This window comes from Dokdonia sp. (assembly GCF_039945015.1).
In the GTDB taxonomy this organism is placed as follows: Bacteria; Bacteroidota; Bacteroidia; order Flavobacteriales; family Flavobacteriaceae; genus Dokdonia.
Genome location: NZ_JBDUXP010000028.1, coordinates 60,657 through 74,795 on the forward strand (window position 1 = coordinate 60,657; position 14,139 = coordinate 74,795).

General features: G+C 35.6%; 14 protein-coding genes. 12 read left to right on the forward strand and 2 right to left on the reverse strand.

The window, feature by feature from the left end:
* The first annotated feature begins 80 nt into the window (after nt 1-80).
* The 4 genes from ABJD27_RS19550 to ABJD27_RS19565 are packed head-to-tail and all read left to right on the forward strand — an operon-like array spanning nt 81 to nt 3,621.
* The gene (locus ABJD27_RS19550; protein ID WP_348161850.1) at nt 81-1,304 is read left to right on the forward strand and encodes an Nramp family divalent metal transporter; all 1,224 of its coding nucleotides are present in this window, start codon (nt 81-83) and stop codon (nt 1,302-1,304) included.
* 1 nt (nt 1,305) lies between these two features.
* Nucleotides 1,306-2,037, forward strand: coding sequence for a 5-oxoprolinase subunit PxpA (gene pxpA / locus ABJD27_RS19555; protein WP_348161848.1), 732 nt, complete (start codon nt 1,306-1,308; stop codon nt 2,035-2,037).
* Entirely contained in the window at nt 2,037-2,762 is a 726-nt protein-coding gene (locus ABJD27_RS19560; protein WP_348161846.1) for a carboxyltransferase domain-containing protein, read from the forward strand. Before pxpA ends, ABJD27_RS19560 begins: the two co-directional genes overlap by 1 nt.
* The gene (locus tag ABJD27_RS19565; protein WP_348161844.1) at nt 2,752-3,621 is read left to right on the forward strand and encodes a biotin-dependent carboxyltransferase family protein; all 870 of its coding nucleotides are present in this window, start codon (nt 2,752-2,754) and stop codon (nt 3,619-3,621) included. The genes ABJD27_RS19560 and ABJD27_RS19565 overlap by 11 nt, the downstream gene beginning before the upstream one ends.
* Here ABJD27_RS19565 and ABJD27_RS19570 read toward each other — a convergent pair.
* The gene (locus tag ABJD27_RS19570) at nt 3,607-3,909 is read right to left on the reverse strand and encodes a hypothetical protein (protein WP_348161842.1); all 303 of its coding nucleotides are present in this window, start codon (nt 3,907-3,909) and stop codon (nt 3,607-3,609) included. The two genes, ABJD27_RS19565 and ABJD27_RS19570, sit on opposite strands and share 15 nt — an antisense overlap.
* Nucleotides 3,910-4,072: 163 nt before the next feature.
* Between ABJD27_RS19570 and ABJD27_RS19575 the strand changes: the two genes are divergently transcribed.
* The 4 genes from ABJD27_RS19575 to ABJD27_RS19590 are packed head-to-tail and all read left to right on the forward strand — an operon-like array spanning nt 4,073 to nt 6,598.
* Nucleotides 4,073-4,435 (forward strand): hypothetical protein, encoded by a 363-nt coding sequence (locus ABJD27_RS19575; protein ID WP_348161840.1) that lies wholly within the window; start codon nt 4,073-4,075, stop codon nt 4,433-4,435.
* 3 nt (nt 4,436-4,438) lie between these two features.
* On the forward strand, nt 4,439-5,197 hold the full coding sequence (locus tag ABJD27_RS19580) for a hypothetical protein (protein ID WP_348161838.1): 759 nt from the start codon (nt 4,439-4,441) through the stop codon (nt 5,195-5,197).
* Entirely contained in the window at nt 5,137-5,955 is an 819-nt protein-coding gene (locus ABJD27_RS19585) for an ATP-binding protein (RefSeq protein ID WP_348161836.1), read from the forward strand. Before ABJD27_RS19580 ends, ABJD27_RS19585 begins: the two co-directional genes overlap by 61 nt.
* Nucleotides 5,927-6,598, forward strand: a complete 672-nt coding sequence (locus ABJD27_RS19590; protein ID WP_348161835.1) for a response regulator transcription factor — start codon at nt 5,927-5,929, stop codon at nt 6,596-6,598. Before ABJD27_RS19585 ends, ABJD27_RS19590 begins: the two co-directional genes overlap by 29 nt.
* On the opposite strand, the gene ABJD27_RS19595 is transcribed toward ABJD27_RS19590, so the two are convergent.
* Complete coding sequence (locus ABJD27_RS19595) at nt 6,599-7,972, reverse strand: aldehyde dehydrogenase (protein ID WP_348161833.1); 1,374 nt, start codon at nt 7,970-7,972, stop codon at nt 6,599-6,601.
* A 385-nt stretch (nt 7,973-8,357) separates the two neighbouring features.
* Here ABJD27_RS19595 and ilvD point away from each other — a divergent pair, with 385 nt between their 5' ends.
* The 4 genes from ilvD to ilvC all read left to right on the forward strand — a co-directional run bounded on the left by ilvD (nt 8,358) and on the right by ilvC (nt 14,099).
* Nucleotides 8,358-10,037 carry a dihydroxy-acid dehydratase gene (gene ilvD, locus ABJD27_RS19600; protein ID WP_348161831.1) on the forward strand — a complete coding sequence of 560 codons (1,680 nt, stop codon included), beginning with the start codon at nt 8,358-8,360 and terminating at the stop codon, nt 10,035-10,037.
* 4 nt (nt 10,038-10,041) lie between these two features.
* Nucleotides 10,042-11,763, forward strand: a complete 1,722-nt coding sequence (ilvB, locus tag ABJD27_RS19605) for a biosynthetic-type acetolactate synthase large subunit (protein ID WP_348202090.1) — start codon at nt 10,042-10,044, stop codon at nt 11,761-11,763.
* 146 nt (nt 11,764-11,909) lie between these two features.
* The gene (gene ilvN / locus ABJD27_RS19610; RefSeq protein WP_348173536.1) at nt 11,910-12,467 is read left to right on the forward strand and encodes an acetolactate synthase small subunit; all 558 of its coding nucleotides are present in this window, start codon (nt 11,910-11,912) and stop codon (nt 12,465-12,467) included.
* Between the two features lie 135 nt (nt 12,468-12,602).
* Entirely contained in the window at nt 12,603-14,099 is a 1,497-nt protein-coding gene (gene ilvC / locus ABJD27_RS19615) for a ketol-acid reductoisomerase (protein WP_348173534.1), read from the forward strand.
* Nucleotides 14,100-14,139: the final 40 nt, after the last annotated feature.

The following is a 14,139-nucleotide window of genomic DNA, read 5'->3' on the forward strand; positions in this document are numbered from 1 at the left end:
TTTGAGTATTCCTTTTTTTGATCAAAAAATAGGTGTGTTATTTTTTATACTTTAGACATTCATAACACAGGATACAATCAATGAAAAAAAGATTTACTATTTCAGGACCAGGCGTTCTTATTGCAGCAGCTTTTATTGGACCAGGTACAGTCACTGTTTGTACTATAGCTGGAGCTTCATATGGTTTTGCATTATTATGGGCTATGGTATTGTCTATTATCGCAACGATTGTATTACAGGAAATGGCCGCTCGTATAGGATTAGTGACCAATAAAGGACTTGCTGAGGTGATACGATCTCAACTTAAAAACCCCATTGTACGTGTACTAGCAATATTATTGATGCTAAGTGCTATCGTAATAGGAAATGCGGCTTATGAAGCAGGAAATATAAGTGGAGGCGTGTTAGGTATAAAGGCATTGGGACTTTCTGGAGCTTTTGAAATAGGCTCTCTATCTCTTAATGGTTGGAGCATAGGAATTGGTATTCTAGCAGCAATCATTCTTTATATAGGAAGTTATAAGGTGTTAGAACGTATTTTGGTAGGCTTGGTATTGTTTATGAGTATTGCATTTATTATTACTGCAATTGTTACAAAACCAGATTTTATAGGTGTGCTTAAAGGAAGTTTTATTCCTTCTTTCCCTAATGATAGTATACTCACAATTATAGCACTTGTAGGAACAACAGTAGTACCTTATAATTTATTTTTACATGCCTCATTAGTTACAGAAAAGTGGAAAGGTGCAGAGGCATTGCCTATTGCTAGAAAAGATACTATTGTTGCTGTAATTTTAGGTGGGCTAGTTTCTATGGCAATTATTATTTGTGCTGCGGCAATACAAGGAGGTGATATTAAAAATGCAGGAGACCTTGCAAAAAGCCTAGAACCACTGTTTGGAGAATATGCTCGTTACTTTGTAGGAATAGGCATGGCAGCAGCTGGATTAACATCGGCTATTACAGCACCACTTGCTGCAGCATATGTAGTTCAAGGGTGTCTAGGATGGGAGAAAAATATAAAATCAACTCGATTTAGAATGGTATGGGGACTGATTTTAATCTTAGGTATTTTCTTTTCTTCATTTGGGTATAGTCCAATAGATATTATACAATTTGCACAAGTAGCAAATGGGATGTTACTTCCTATTATCGCTGGGTATTTAATCTGGATGGCTAATAAAAAACAACTTTTAGGAGTGTATACTAATAAAACTTGGCAGAATATAATCGGTATTATTATTTGGCTTGTTGTTTTTGGATTAGGGCTTCGTACGATTCTTAAAGTTTTTGGTGTTATATAATATGTATAGTATAGATCTTAATAGTGATGTAGGAGAGGGGATTGGAAATGAAGCATCATTACTTCCTTTGCTAAGTTCTTGTAATATAGCTTGTGGTGGCCATGCAGGAAACGATACTATTATCCAAGATACAATAACACTTGCGATTCAAAATAATGTAAAAATTGGTGCACATCCAGGATATCCAGATCGTGAGAATTTTGGAAGAAAGATTCTAGATATATCAAAAAAAGAACTAGCACTGAGTATCAAAGAGCAAATTATAAAGGTTAAAAATTTCGCCGAAAGGCAAAACCAAAAATTGCATCACGTAAAAGTACACGGTGCTTTGTATAATCTAGCTTCTGTAGATGTAGATATTGCACGTTTGATCATACAAGTAGTTGAAGAAATAAATAAAGATATCGTGCTATATGTACCGTATCATTCAGTGATTCAGGAAGAAGCAAAAGAGAGGTTACACCTTTGTATAGAAGGTTTTGCAGATCGTAACTATAATAATGATTATACGTTGGTTAATAGAACATTAAAAGGCGCAGTAATTCATGATGTAACAAAAGTACTTACCCATGTAATTCCAATGATTAAAGAACAATTGCTTACAACTATAGACAACAAGATGCTTCCTTTTGGAATTGATACACTTTGTGTGCACGGAGATACAACGACGGCACTTCAAATTCTTAGAGAGTTACATATAGGATTAAAAAGACATCAGATAGAAATATGCTAATGCAAGATCTCGATTTTCAGACTTTCAGGATGGGAGAAAAATCATGGGGCATTCAATGGAAATGCAAACCTTCTCGTGAATTTTTGCAATTTTTACTCGCAGTTAAAAAGCAGCTTGCAATCGTCTATACTGCAGAAATTATTCATACTTATAGCGAGATATTACTTAAAAATATAGAAAGCGATGAAACGCCATTGATTTTAGAAGCCCGCTTTCGCGAAATTATTAAAACAACAATTCCTTTAGGATTTCAAGAACATAAAGTACATCATGTACCTGTATGTTATGATACCGTTTTTGGAGAAGATATATTACTTCTAGCTGATACAAAAAAATGTACGATCAAAGAAATCGTAGAAATACATACTGCCCCTTTATACACAGTGTATTTTATGGGGTTTTTACCCGGATTTCCTTACTTGGAAGGGCTAGACGAACGATTATATATAGAACGTAAACCCATTCCTAAACAAAAAGTAATTAAAGGAAGTGTTGCCATCGGTGGAAAACAAACAGGAATATATCCACAGGATAGTCCAGGAGGATGGTATACCATAGGTCATAGTCCAATCTCTTTTTTTGATGTGACTAAAGAAAGGTTTTCACCTTTTATCGCTGGAGATTTTATTAAATTTTATGCCATAGACTCACAAGAGCATACTGTGATACAAGAAATGATCAAGGCTGAAACCTTTGAGCTAAAATCAGAAATCTATGCAAAATAGTATCACCATACAACATGCTGGATTTTATACAACGATTCAAGATAAAGGTCGTTCTGGATTTGCTCATTTAGGAGTTCCTGAAAGTGGGACTATGGATAAAAAGGCATTACAACTTGCCAATGCACTTATCAATAATCTAGATGATACGGCTGTTATAGAATATACATTAGTAGGGCCTACGATACATTTTAATTGTGATAGGCATTTTGTGATTACGGGCGGGATTACAGATGCAAATCTAGACACACAAAAATTAAAGAATAATAAAGTATATCTAGCACGTAAAGGACAATTACTTAAACTCTCAAGGGTAATAGAAGGTTGTCGAGGATATCTATCAGTTGCTGGAGGTATTCTATCAAAATCTGTATTAGATAGTAGGAGTATGTATGTTCCAATAACACAAGATGATATTTTAAAAAACGGAATGACACTTCCTATAGGAACATCAACATATGGTTCTACAAAAGGAGCACGTATTAAAATAGATACTATTACAGAAGCAACGGCCTATTTTACAAAACAAGAACTTAGCGTTTTTAAAGGACCCGAATATCATCTTTTAGAATCTATACAACAGGAACATTTTAAAGAAGCAACATATACAATTTCAAAACTCTGGAATCGTATGGCAGTACAATTAGAAGAAATAATAATACATACGATACCTTCTATACAAACTGGCGCTGTACTACCAGGTACTGTTCAGTTAACACCTGCTGGTCGTATAATTATATTAATGAGAGATTGCCAAACGACAGGAGGCTATCCTCGTATATTTCAATTATCAGAAAAGGCTATAAATCTCCTTGCTCAAAAAAAGCAAGGAGATTCAGTATCTTTTTTATTGACTGATTAATACACGATGCTCCATAACAGTATCACTTAGTAATTGGATAACATCTCCCTTTCCTAAGATCTCTAGCGTACGAGCAGCTTCTTCTTTAAGTTCGCGATGTTTACTAATAGCTTCCCATAATTCGTGGATAAAATCGGCATAATCTAAAGAATCATTCCAGCTAGCAATGCCTAAGCGCCTGCTTTTTGCATACAGTTTTCTAATACTTAATTTACAAAATGTAATTGTTGACGGCATAACGATAGGTCTTGATGAGGTTAATCTTTCGGTATTTGAGGCTCTTCCCATGAGTTAGTTTTTTTAAAATAGTTTATTCTGTAAGAATTTTACTGCTAAGTTATGCAGGAAGACCGTAGTAAAAATACGTATTTTCCCCTGATTTTAAAAAAATCTTTTTGGAGAACCCTTTATATTTCCCTAAATTCATTCCTTAACTTAAACTATTTACAATATGGCAAAGCCAGAAAAGTGCATCACACCCCAAGATGCGGAAAAGTTGTTTACTCATTGGAGTAAGACAAGGGGAGAAGCACTTAGAGAACATTTAGGAGATCATGACACGAGTGAGTTTACCTTAAATATTTCAGAGTTGCGGGAATATCTAGATTATGTAGAGAGTGAGTCCAAGGATATGGGAATATCAAATCCAAGGATACGACTTTACCTTGGAGCATATGATGCTTCAAAATCAAATAAAACAACATTCTTCTTAGCTCCTACTACAGGAGAAGGTAAAGAAGAAAATAACAATTACAAGATTGATGCTTGGAATATTAATCATGGAGGGTGGCCACCACAGATATATAAACCATAAATTTTGAACGAGCTTATAAGTAAAATATTTACTATACCAATACTATTTGAAATTGTGGCTGCATTAGCAGCCACAATTACCTATAAATTTTTTAAAGATGAGAAGAATATAAGCTTCAAATTTTTATGTTTTTATTTATGGTTAGTTGCCTTTATTGATGTGATGGGTGCTTATCCTTATGTCATATATTACTATAACTATGATGAATTAGCGTTTTTTATAGATATTGATAATAAAAAATGGCTTAAAAATTATTGGATATTCAACATATTAATTGCTATTGCCTATATATTTTATTCTTGGTATTTTAGAGAACAACTGTATTTAAAAAAACATAAAAAAATACTAAAATACAGCATTTATATATATACCATATTTTGTGTTCTGTATTCTTTATATACTCCATTATTTTTTGATACTTTTCTAAAACTTAATAATCTTTTTGGATTATTGCTACTAACACTTTCGATTGCATTTTATTATTATGAGTTGTTAAGATCTGATAAGATACTTAGTATAGGATATTCCTTGCCTTTTTATATTTCAATAGCGACTCTTTTATGGTATATTTCAGTAACGCCCCTAGTGTTGAGTAGTGAATTTTTAGTTTCAATAGAATTGGTTTTTTTAGAATATTATAGATTGATTTTAAATTATGCGAACTACTTCCTTTATGGAATCATTACCTTTGGTATTATAAGATGTTACTGGCTCAACAAATCACAAAACACGAAATCCTTCTCGTCGTCTACTTTATCATAGTAGTCGTAGTACTTGTCTTTCTATTTATTCTTTTCTTTTATACGTTTCAACGTCGTAAGAATAAGTTTCTTATAGAAAAAGTAGTGGCACAAAAAGAATTTGAAAGTACCCTTGTACAAGCAGAAAACGAGATCCAAGAAGCCACCCTTAAGAATGTTGGAATGGAACTCCATGATAATGTTGGACAATTACTCTCTGTTGCAAAAATGCAATTGCGATCTGGACTTTCTAAACTAGATGAAGATAAAAAAGATGCTTTTAAAGAAGCATTAGAAACCGTAGATTTAAGTCTCACAGAAGTACGACAACTCTCTAAGATTGTAAATGGAGAAGTACTAGCAAATCTAGATTTATCAGAGGCAATTCAAGTAGAGATAGATCGTTTGAATCGATTCTCTCATACAGATGCGCATTTTTCTGTAACTGGAGAACCTATTTTTATAGGAGAAAAAGAAAAAATCATTATATTTAGGATAGTACAGGAATGTTGTAGTAATGTGATAAAACATGCAGAAGCTCAGCAACTGGACATTGCTATTACTTATGAAAAAGAACATCTTCATATTGCCATAAAGGATAATGGCATAGGATATGATATAAATAATAATACCTTAGGTTCTGGACTTATTAATATGCGACGTAGAGCAGAGATGATTCATGCGAAGCTTATAGCAGATAGTAAAGAAGGACAAGGAACAGAAATAACGCTAACTTATTACCCATCCCTACATGAAGCCGCTCAAAGTAGCTATAGTTGACGATCATATACTTTTTGCAAAAGCATTAAAAACATTGGTCTCTGGTTTTGAAGACACCTATGTAGTTTTTGTAGCCAAAAACGGCAAAGAGTTTATAGAATACCTTAAAAGTGATCACGAACAACCCGATGTCGTACTATTAGATGTACGTATGCCTATTATGAATGGGTTAAGTACCATGGCTTGGATCAAAGATAACTGTCCAGAGATTAATGTCATTGCCATTACTATGGAAGACGATGAAGAAACCATCTCAAATATGATTTTCTTTGGATGTAAAGGATACTTGCTTAAGGATGTAGAACCTACAGAGCTTAACGCATCTATTATACAGGCAAGCAAAGGAGAATTTATATATAATGATATTGTAAATGAATCTCTCCGAGAAAAAGCTACAAATGGCATCCCTGAGGAACAGGAAGAAGAGATTAATAATCATAAGAAACTAGTTTTAAAACCAACTGATGAAGAGTTTTTAAATTACCTCTGTGGTACCGATTTAGGGTATAAAGAAATTGCAGCCCGTATGCACCTTAGCCCCAAAACAATTGATAATCGACGTGCAGAATTATTTAGAAAACTAGGTGTACACTCAAGAGTAGGAGCCGTTATTTATGTGATGAAGCATAAACTCATCGAGTAGTTACAACCATTTTAAAGCAAACTTTAATACTTTGTTTTTCCCTTTATAAGGTGCATATCGCATTGGAAGATCAATGAGATTACTCTTTCTTGTAATCGATTTTTCATGGCTAAAAGCTAAGAAACTATGCTTCCCGTGGTAACTTCCAGCACCGCTATTTCCAACACCTCCAAAGGCTAATTCTTCATTTATAAATTGAATAATAGTATCATTTACAGCACCACCACCAAAAGAAAAACGGTGTAAAAACCAATTTGAAAAAGACCGCTTTCGCGAAAAAACATAGCCAGATAATGGCTTTTCATAACGATCAATAATTTGCTCAATATCACGCTGTGTTTCATACGGAATAACTGGGAGAATAGGTCCAAAAATTTCATCTTGCATAACAAGACTATCTAGGCTTGGATTATCTACAATGGTAGGCGATATATATAATTGATCTCGATCAACCTGTCCACCTATAACCACAACTTCTCCTTCAAGCATAGCCACGAGTCTATCAAAGTTCTTTGCATTTATAATTCTAGCTAGATCTGGCGATGTAGCCATGTTCTCTCCGTAAGCTTTTCCTAATTCTTCTTTTAGAGCTGTTAAGAATTGATCTTTGATATCTGAATGTATCAATATATAATCAGGAGCAATACAGGTTTGTCCAGCATTCAAGAATTTACCCCATACAATTCGTTTTGCGACAAGTGATACTTTAACCGTATTATCAATTACACAAGGATTTTTACCTCCTAGTTCTAATGTTGTAGGAGTAAGGTGTTTTGCTGCAGCCTGCGCCACAATTTTTCCAACAAATACACTTCCCGTAAAAAATATATAATCCCAACGTTGAGCAAGTAATTCGGTTGTTTCTGGGATAGCACCTTGTACAACACATACATACTCAGAAGCAAATACTTCGGAAATAATGATATCCAATATTTGACTTGTCGCTTGAGTGAGTTCGCTAGGTTTTATAACAGCTGTATTTCCTGCCGCAATAGCTCCTATAAGCGGTGTCATAGCAAGCTGGAAAGGGTAATTCCATGGAGCAATGATTAGTGTCACACCATAAGGTTCGTAATAGGTATAATCCCTTGCAGGGAAATTGAGCATAGATCCTTTTACTTTTTTTGGCCGTACCCAGAATTCTAATTTTTTAATAGCATGATCCAGTTCTCTGAGGACCAAACCTGTTTCGCTAGCAATACTTTCATAGACAGGTTTTTTAAAATCAGTATATAAAGCATCATGAATAGCAGTTTCATGTCTTTTTACACTTTCGCGTAAGCGCTTTAAAATAAGTAACCGTTGTTTAATAGACTTCGTAGCGCCAGAAGCAAAATACCTACGCTGCGCATCAAGTAATGAGGGAATGTTCAAAATGAATCAATTTTTAACAAAAATAACTACATTTTTATTGAAGAGACTGAAAAAACATAGTTTCAATCAATAAAAAAGAGGTTGTATTAAAAAAACTTTTTATACATTTATCCCAAGTTTATGAGAAACCAAATTATTAATAGCGTCATTATTATTATTCCTCCACGGGAGTGATACGGACTGCTATACCCTTATATAAAGCCTGTATCAACATATTGATACAGGCTTTTTTTTTGATGTGACTTAAGGGGAATTTAAAAACATAAATAGCTGATATGGAAATAGTTATATGTTTTTTGGCAATATTGGATAACGTAAGCATTTTTAAATAGAGATTTCATAAGAATACGCAAAACATAATTTTACACTTTAAAATAATAATACATTGAAAGAACTTAATCCATATAGTAAAGCAGTCACACAAGACCCTACACAACCAGCGGCACAAGCTATGTTACATGCCATAGGTCTGACAGAAGATGATTTTCAAAAATCATTTGTAGGGATTGCTAGTACAGGCTATGAAGGAAACCCTTGTAATATGCATCTCAATGCACTAGCAAAAGATATTAAAGACGGGATTCAAAAATCCGACCTTGTCGGTTTAATTTATAATACGATAGGTGTAAGTGATGGAATTTCTATGGGAACACCTGGTATGCGTTTTTCGCTTCCAAGTCGTGACCTGATAGCAGACTCTATGGAGACCGTAGTAGAGGCAATGAGTTATGACGCTCTTGTTACTGTGGTAGGCTGTGACAAGAATATGCCAGGAGCATTAATGGCGATGCTTCGCTTAAATAGACCTTCTATTTTAGTCTATGGAGGAACGATTGCGCCAGGATGCCATAATGATAAAAAACTAGATGTTGTTTCTGCTTTTGAAGCTTGGGGAGAAAAAGTAGCAGGAACCATAAACGAGACCGAATTTAAAAATGTAGTTAAGAAAGCATGTCCAGGAGCAGGAGCTTGTGGAGGGATGTATACAGCAAATACAATGGCTTCTGCGATAGAGGCTTTAGGAATGAGTTTACCGTATACATCATCAAACCCTGCCGTAAGTAATGATAAAACAGCAGAGTGTGCCAGAGTAGGTACAGCCATGCAACACCTTATAGCGCAGGATATCAAACCATCAGATATCGTAACGCTTAAATCGCTTGAGAATGCAATTCGGTTAGTAACCGTGTTAGGAGGTTCTACAAATGCCGTTTTGCATTTCTTGGCGATTGCAAAAGCAGCACAAATTCCATTTACACTAGATGATATACAAAAGATAAGTGATACTACTCCTTTCTTAGCCGATTTAAAACCAAGCGGAAAGTATTTGATGGAAGATCTACACTTAGTAGGTGGTGTTCCAGCAGTACTTAAATACATGCTTGAACAAGGAATGCTCCACGGAGATTGTTTAACCGTTACTGGAAAGACCATTGCAGAAAACTTAGCAGAAGTATCTCATCTCAAAGCACATCAGAATGTAATACACCCTGTAGAAAACCCAATTAAGAAAACTGGGCATATACGAATCTTATACGGTAATCTAGCGACAGAAGGATCTGTTGCAAAAATTACTGGAAAAGAAGGAGTCCATTTTCGCGGAAGCGCAAGAGTCTTTAATAGCGAGTATGAAGCAAATGCAGGTATAGGGGCTGGAAAAGTGAAGAAAGGAGATGTTGTCGTAATCCGTTATGAAGGCCCGCAAGGTGGTCCAGGAATGCCAGAAATGTTGAAACCTACTGCAGCCATTATGGGAGCAGGATTAGGAAAAGATGTTGCCTTGATTACAGATGGTCGTTTCTCAGGAGGAACACACGGTTTTGTAGTAGGACATATCACTCCAGAAGCACAGACAGGTGGTGGCATTGCATTAATAGAAGATGGTGATATCATTGTTATTGATGCAGAAACAAATACCATAAACGTAGAAGTAAGCGAGAACGAACTAGCAACTAGAAAATCAAACTGGATCGCTCCAGAATTGAAAGTAAAGCGAGGTTCTTTATATAAATATGCACGAACAGTTTCTTCAGCAAGTGAAGGATGTGTAACAGATGAATTTTAATAGTATGGAAACAAACACCATAACAAAACCAACTGCCACGACAACAATATCGGGTAGTGAGGCACTTATCCATTGCTTATTAGCAGAAGGAGCAGATTTAATATACGGCTACCCAGGTGGTGCTATTATGCCGTTTTATGACCAATTGCATATACATCAAGATAAGATTCAGCACGTACTCACGCGTCATGAACAAGGTGCAACACACGCTGCACAGGGCTTTGCAAGAGCTACAGGAAAAGTAGGTGTAGCAATTGCTACTTCGGGACCAGGAGCAACCAATCTTATTACAGGTATTGCAGATGCGCAAATAGACAGCACACCTATGGTTTGTATTACAGGTCAAGTCGGTTCTCATTTGTTAGGAAGCGATGCCTTTCAAGAAACAGATATTATTGGAATCTCAACGCCAGTAACAAAGTGGAATTATCAGATCACTAGTGCCAAAGAAATCCCAGAAGTCCTTGCAAAAGCATTTTATATTGCACGTTCTGGACGTCCAGGGCCTGTTTTAATAGATATTACTAAAGATGCTCAATTTGAAGAATTTGAGTTTGCTTACGCGAAATGTGAACACATCCGAAGTTATACACCTGTACCAGAGATTCAGGAAGACCAACTCAAGGCAGCTGCCGAAGCCATTAATACAGCAAAAAAACCAATGATCGTTTGGGGACAAGGTGTTATTTTGGGGGAAGCCGAAGAAGAGTTCAAAGCCTTTGTTGAGAAATCAGGAATTCCCGCAGCTTGGACAATACTAGGCGTTTCTGCAATACCAACAAGCCACCCCTTAAATGTAGGAATGGTAGGAATGCACGGAAATTACGGGCCTAACGTTTTGACAAATGATTGCGATGTGTTAATCGCTATAGGAATGCGTTTTGATGATCGCGTAACGGGTAACCTTGCAACCTATGCAAAACAAGCTAAGGTCATCCATTTTGAAATTGACCCTGCAGAGGTTAGCAAAAATGTAAAAGCAGATATTCCAGTGCTTGGAAATTCTAAAGACACATTGAGTCAAATCTTACCATTAATCAATAGAAAACAACATACAGATTGGCATCAAAAATTTAAAGATCTCTATACCATTGAGTTTAATAAAGTCATAAAGAATGACATTCACCCAACCAAAGTAGGATTGACAATGGGTGAAGTAATCGAACTTATTAATAAAAAGACAAAAGGAGAAGCTATCATTGTGACTGACGTAGGTCAGCATCAGATGGTGGGAATACGTTATGCAAATTTTAATACGTCAAAAAGTAATATCACCTCGGGTGGATTAGGAACTATGGGATTTGCGCTTCCTGCAGCTATTGGTGCCAAAATGGGAGCTCCAGACCGTGAAGTAGTCGCTATTATAGGAGATGGAGGTTATCAAATGACTATTCAAGAATTGGGAACCATTTTTCAAACAGAAGCCGCGGTAAAAATTGTAGTACTTAATAATGAATTTTTAGGAATGGTACGTCAGTGGCAACAATTGTTTTTTGACAAACGCTATGCCAGTACCGAAATGAAAAATCCAAACTTCTGTAAAATCGCCGAAGCCTACGATATTGAAGCACAAAAAGTGACAAATAGAGATAATTTAGAAGATGCTGTAGAGCGAATGATCGCTTCAAAAAATAGTTTTTTCTTAGAAGTAATGGTAGAAAAGGAAGACAATGTTTTCCCAATGATCCCAACAGGAGCTTCAGTTTCGGATATTCGTTTAGAATAGATTACCCGTTCGAAAGCAGTTAAAAATTACAAGGAAGAGAATTAATAATATTAAAATGGATTTAAAAATATAGAGCATAGAATATAGAATATAGACCTCAGTAGGCGTCTATATTTTATATTCTATACTCTTTTATCTATATAACAATGAGTGAGCAAATAAAAACATATACCGTAAGTATTTATACCGAAAATAATATAGGATTGTTTAACCGTATTTCTGCGATATTTCAGCGTCGTAAAATCAATATAGAAAGCATTTCGGCATCGGAGAGTGAGATAGACGACGTTTTTAAATTTACACTAGTTGTAAATATAACAGAACCTCAAATGGAGAAGATTAAAGGACAAATAGAACGACAAGTCGAAGTCATTAAGGCCTTTTACCATACTGATGAGGAAACCATTTTTACAGAAAGTGCACTCTTTAAAATAGCATCAGAACTTCTTTTTGAAGAACCACAAATTCAGAATATTATAAAAGAAAGCCATGCACGTATTGTGACGGTAAATAGAGATTTTTTCGTATTAGAAAAATCAGGTCGTCGCTCTGAGATTGACTTGGTGTATCGAGAACTCAAACCTTTTGGTATTATGCAGTTTACCCGTTCAGGAAGAATTGCAGTCACCAAAACAGAAATGCCTATCTCGACCTTATTACAACAGTTTAAAAATGAACAGGAGGCCGCTTTCGCGAAAGCGTAAAAAAAGAGTATAAAATAGAAATCAAATAATAAATAATAAATAAAAATACTATTCAATCTCTCTCCTTCTGAGAGGAGTGTCCAAAGGACAGGGAGAGTTTTGTTAATCTTGCTTGAATAGAAAATAAATAGAACAATGAGCAATTATTTCAACACATTACCACTAAGAGATCAACTCGCACAATTAGGAAAATGCCGATTTATGAATGCTAGCGAATTCCAAGAAGGAATCACTGCCATAGAGGGGAAGAAAATTGTAATCGTAGGTTGCGGTGCACAAGGACTCAACCAAGGGCTTAATATGCGTGATAGCGGTTGTGATATTTCGTATGCACTACGCGAAGGTGCGATTACTCAAAAACGTCAATCATTTCAAAATGCTAGTTCTAACGGATTTGCGGTTGGTACTTATGAAGAACTAATTCCTTCGGCAGATTTGGTGTTGAATTTAACTCCAGATAAACAACATACTTCAGTAGTAAAAGCTGTAATGCCACTTATGAAAAAAGGAGCAACACTTACGTATTCTCATGGATTTAATATTGTAGAAGAAGGGATGCAAATACGAGAAGACCTTACAGTGATTATGGTTGCACCTAAGTGTCCAGGATCTGAGGTAAGAGAAGAATATTTACGAGGATTTGGTGTGCCTACATTGATCGCAGTACATCCTAATAATGATCCTCAAGGAAAAGGACATGCACAAGCAAAGGCATATGCTGCTGCTACGGGAGGCCATAGAGCGGGAGTTTTAGAATCTTCTTTTGTAGCTGAGGTAAAGAGTGATTTAATGGGAGAGCAAACCATACTTTGCGGAGTCCTACAAACTGGGTCTATTCTTTGTTTTGATAAAATGGTAGAGAAGGGAATCGATCCAGCGTATGCAGGAAAATTAATCCAATACGGATGGGAAACCATTACAGAAGCTTTAAAACATGGAGGGATCACGACCATGATGGATCGTTTGAGTAATCCTGCAAAAATCAAAGCTTTCCAACTTGCCGAAACTTTAAAAGGCATTATGCGTCCATTATTCGAAAAGCATATGGATGATATTATCTCAGGACATTTCTCAAAAACGATGATGGAAGATTGGGCAGCAGATGATAAAAATCTATTGACTTGGCGTGCTGCAACTGGAGAAACAGCTTTTGAAAAACAAGAAATAACAAGCGATCATATTACAGAACAAACTTATTTTGATCATGGGACTTTACTTGTTGCTTTTGTAAAATCAGGGGTTGAACTTGCTTTTGAAACGATGACAGCAGCTGGTATTATAGAGGATTCGGCGTATTATGAGTCATTACATGAGACTCCTTTAATTGCAAATACAATTGCTCGTAAAAAATTATTTGAAATGAATCGCATCATTTCTGATACAGCAGAATATGGTTGTTATCTATTTGATCATGCATGTAAACCATTATTAACCGATTTTATGAAAACAGTAGATATTGATATTATTGGGACCACTTTTGCAAAAGGAAACGGTGTAGATAACCAAGAATTGATTGCTGTAAATGATGCCATACGTAATCATCCTGTTGAAGAAATAGGAGCTACACTGCGTAAGGCAATGACAGCCATGAAGAAGGTGAAAACGGTAGAAGCAGAGGCTGTATTGAATTAATAAATTCAATTTCACACATCTCTTAATTCCCTCTTTTTAG

Excerpts from the sequence above, each read along its gene's own strand:
- ABJD27_RS19570 (WP_348161842.1), bottom strand. The coding sequence starts at position 3,909 with ATGGGAAGAGCCTCAAATACCGAAAGATTAACCTCATCAAGACCTATC.
- ABJD27_RS19585 (WP_348161836.1), top strand. The coding sequence starts at position 5,137 with ATGTTACTGGCTCAACAAATCACAAAACACGAAATCCTTCTCGTCGTC.
- ilvN (WP_348173536.1), top strand. The coding sequence starts at position 11,910 with ATGAGTGAGCAAATAAAAACATATACCGTAAGTATTTATACCGAAAAT.
- ABJD27_RS19550 (WP_348161850.1), top strand. The coding sequence starts at position 81 with ATGAAAAAAAGATTTACTATTTCAGGACCAGGCGTTCTTATTGCAGCA.
- ABJD27_RS19565 (WP_348161844.1), top strand. The coding sequence starts at position 2,752 with ATGCAAAATAGTATCACCATACAACATGCTGGATTTTATACAACGATT.
- ilvC (WP_348173534.1), top strand. The coding sequence starts at position 12,603 with ATGAGCAATTATTTCAACACATTACCACTAAGAGATCAACTCGCACAA.
- pxpA (WP_348161848.1), top strand. The coding sequence starts at position 1,306 with ATGTATAGTATAGATCTTAATAGTGATGTAGGAGAGGGGATTGGAAAT.
- ABJD27_RS19575 (WP_348161840.1), top strand. The coding sequence starts at position 4,073 with ATGGCAAAGCCAGAAAAGTGCATCACACCCCAAGATGCGGAAAAGTTG.
- ABJD27_RS19590 (WP_348161835.1), top strand. The coding sequence starts at position 5,927 with ATGAAGCCGCTCAAAGTAGCTATAGTTGACGATCATATACTTTTTGCA.
- ABJD27_RS19560 (WP_348161846.1), top strand. The coding sequence starts at position 2,037 with ATGCAAGATCTCGATTTTCAGACTTTCAGGATGGGAGAAAAATCATGG.
- ilvB (WP_348202090.1), top strand. The coding sequence starts at position 10,042 with ATGGAAACAAACACCATAACAAAACCAACTGCCACGACAACAATATCG.